Source organism: Arthrobacter sp. H41, from assembly GCF_000520535.1.
In the GTDB taxonomy this organism is placed as follows: Bacteria; Actinomycetota; Actinomycetes; order Actinomycetales; family Micrococcaceae; genus Arthrobacter_D.
In genome coordinates, this window is record NZ_KI914772.1 from 27,882 (window position 1) to 31,049 (window position 3,168).

Annotated in this window: 2 protein-coding genes; both read left to right on the forward strand. The window is 67.8% G+C overall.

Going from position 1 to position 3,168, the window contains the following annotated elements; all coding sequences use genetic code 11:
- The first annotated feature begins 79 nt into the window (after positions 1 to 79).
- A complete protein-coding gene (locus Y705_RS0103935) occupies positions 80 to 1,219 on the forward strand; it encodes a GuaB3 family IMP dehydrogenase-related protein (protein ID WP_026531898.1) in 1,140 nt (379 codons plus the stop codon).
- A gap of 74 nt (positions 1,220 to 1,293) precedes the next feature.
- Entirely contained in the window at positions 1,294 to 3,018 is a 1,725-nt protein-coding gene (locus Y705_RS0103940) for a glycerol-3-phosphate dehydrogenase/oxidase (RefSeq protein WP_026531899.1), read from the forward strand.
- Positions 3,019 to 3,168: the final 150 nt, after the last annotated feature.

A 3,168-nucleotide genomic window follows, 5' to 3' on the forward strand; every position in this document is an offset into this window, starting at 1 on the left:
GCTTCCCGGCCGGAATAGCAGCCATAGCCGCTTAATCAGCGGGGGGTGGGCCCCAACAGCGCTGGGATAACCTAGAGCAGTGACTTACGAGATCGAGATCGGCCGAGGCAAGCGTGGACGCAGGGCGTATTCCCTGGACGACGTGGCGGTGGTGCCCTCGCGGCGTACCCGCGATCCTCTGGACGTATCGGTGAGCTGGCAGATCGACGCCTACCAGTTCGAGATGCCCGTGGTCGCAGCCCCCATGGACTCCGCGATGTCGCCGGCCACTGCCATCGAGATGGGCCGCCTCGGCGGTCTGGGAGTGCTCAACCTCGAGGGGCTGTGGACGAGGTACGAGGACCCGCAGGCAGTGCTCGACGAGATCGCGGGGCTCAGCACCGAGAACTTCAGCCCGGCCGCCACGAAGCGCATGCAGGAGATTTACGACGCCCCCATCCAGGCCGGGCTCATCACGAGCCGCCTGGCTGAGATCCGGGAGGCCGGTGTCACGGTCGCAGGCTCCCTGACACCGCAGCGCACCCAGCAGTTCTACAAGACGGTGCTGGCCGCCGGCGTGGACATCTTCGTGATCCGCGGCACCACCGTCTCCGCCGAGCACGTCTCGAAGAACGAGGAACCCCTCGACCTCAAGAAGTTCATCTACGAACTCGATGTCCCCGTGATCGTCGGAGGCGCCGCCGGCTACACCCCCGCGCTCCACCTCATGCGCACGGGCGCCGCCGGCGTGCTGGTCGGCTTCGGCGGGGGCGCGACGACGACGACGCGCCGCGCACTCGGCATCCACTCGCCACTCGCCTCGGCGATCTCCGACGTCGCTGCGGCACGCCGTGACTACATGGACGAATCCGGCGGCCGCTACGTCCACGTCATCGCCGACGGCGGCATGGGGGCCAGCGGTGACATCGTCAAGGCGATCGCCATGGGCGCCGACGCCGTCATGCTCGGCTCGGCCCTCGCCCGCGCCGAGGAAGCGCCCGGGAAGGGGTGGCACTGGGGGCAGGAAGCACACCATGCGGAGCTTCCCCGCGGTGACCGGGTGCGGATCGGCACCGTCGGGCCGCTCAAGGAGGTGCTGTGGGGTCCATCCCACCACACCGACGGAACCTCGAACGTCATCGGGGCCCTGCGGCGCGCCATGGCGACCACCGGATACTCGGACCTCAAGGAGTTCCAGCGCGTCGAGGTGGTCCTCTCGCCCTATGCCTCGAACGACTGACGCAAACGGCCGTTTGGCCTAGAGTTGGGGGATAGGCAGGGACAGCAGGATCCACCCACTGAAGGGTTACGACCATGGCATCTGGTGCACTCAGTCCACAGAACCGCGAAGAGGCAATCGCGGCGCTGAAAGCCACGAGCGGGCAGGGCCGGGAACTCGACATCCTGATCGTCGGCGGCGGAGTGGTGGGAGTGGGATCGGCGCTCGACGCCGCGACGCGAGGACTGACCACGGGAATCGTCGAGGCCCGCGACTGGTCCTCGGGAACGTCGTCGCGCTCCTCGAAGCTGATCCACGGCGGCCTGCGCTACCTGGAGATGCTCGATTTCGCCCTGGTCCAGGAGGCACTGAAGGAACGCGGCCTCCTGATCCAGCGGATCGCCCCGCACCTCGTGCGCCCCGTACCGTTCCTCTATCCCCTGACCAAACGCTTCGTCGAGCGCCCCTACGTGGGTGCCGGGATCGCCCTGTACGACGCCATGAGCATGTCCGGCGGAAATTCGCGCGGCGTGCCGTTCCACAAGCACCTGAGCCGGAAAGGAACCCTCCGCGCGGCGCCGAGCCTCAAGGACAACGCCATGGTGGGCTCCATCCGCTACTACGACGCCCAGGTGGATGACGCCCGGTACGTGGTCAATATGGTGCGGACGGCGTCGCACTACGGTGCGAAGGCCGCCAACCGGGTGAGCGTGGTGGATTTCCTCCGTGAAGGGGAGCGCGTTGTCGGTGCGCGCGTCAAGGACCATGAGAGCGGCGAGGAGTTCAGCATCCGCGCGAAGCAGGTGGTCAATGCCACCGGTGTCTGGACAGACGAGACGCAGGCCATGGTCACCGACCGGGGCCAGCTGAAGGTACGGGCATCGAAGGGCATCCACCTGGTGGTGCCGCGGGACCGCTTCCAGTCGACCGTGGGCCTGATCCTCCGCACCGAGAAATCGGTGCTTTTCGTGATCCCGTGGGGCCGCCACTGGATCATCGGCACCACGGATACCGACTGGCACCTCGACAAGGCGCACCCGGCCGCCACCTCGAAGGACATCGACTACGTGCTCGAACACGTAAACCGGGTACTGAAGCGGCCGCTCACGCGCGAGGACGTCGAGGGCGTCTACGCGGGGCTCCGGCCGCTGCTCGCGGGCGAGAACGACTCCACCGCGAAGCTCTCCCGGGAACACGTCGTCGCCCATCCGGTCCCGGGGCTGGTGGTGGTGGCAGGCGGAAAGTGGACCACCTACCGCGTCATGGCCAAGGACGCCGTCGACGAGGCGACGCGCGCACTCGATGAGCGCGTGCCCGACAGCGTCACCGAGTCGGTTCCCCTGCTGGGCGCCGACGGCTACAAGGCGGCATGGAACTCGCGCGGCAACCTGGCCGACGACGCCGGCGTGCACGTTGCGCGGGTGGAACACCTGCTGCAGCGTTACGGAACGCAAGCCGCCGACGTCCTGGACCTCATCAAGGCGGATCCCGCACTGGGGGAGCCACTGCCCGGGGCCGATGACTACCTTGGTGCTGAAGTCGTCTTCGCCGTCACCCACGAGGGTGCGCGGCACGTGGACGATGTGCTGACGCGGCGGACCCGCATCTCCATCGAGGCCTGGGACCGCGGTGTCTCGGCGGCCCCCGTGGTCGCCGCCCTCATGGGGCCCCTCCTGGGCTGGAGCGACCAGCAGATCGACCGCGAGGTGGAGCACTATATCGCGAGGGTGGAGGCCGAGCGCCTCAGCCAGGAACAGCCCGATGACGAATCCGCCGACAGCGCGCGCCTCGGAGTGGCCGACATCGTCCCGCTAAGGTAGGACACTCCAGGTTCCTCCTGAAAACCCGCCGTACCGAGAGGCCCAACGTGAGTGAGCTGTCCCTGGACTTGCACAACGCCGAACTAACCACCCCCGACATGGTGATCCTCGAGATGGTGGCGGCCAGCAGGCAGGACGCCTCGGCGCAGC

Coding starts and splice junctions, on each gene's coding strand:
- Y705_RS0103940 (WP_026531899.1), top strand. CDS start 1,294: ATGGCATCTGGTGCACTCAGTCCACAGAACCGCGAAGAGGCAATCGCG.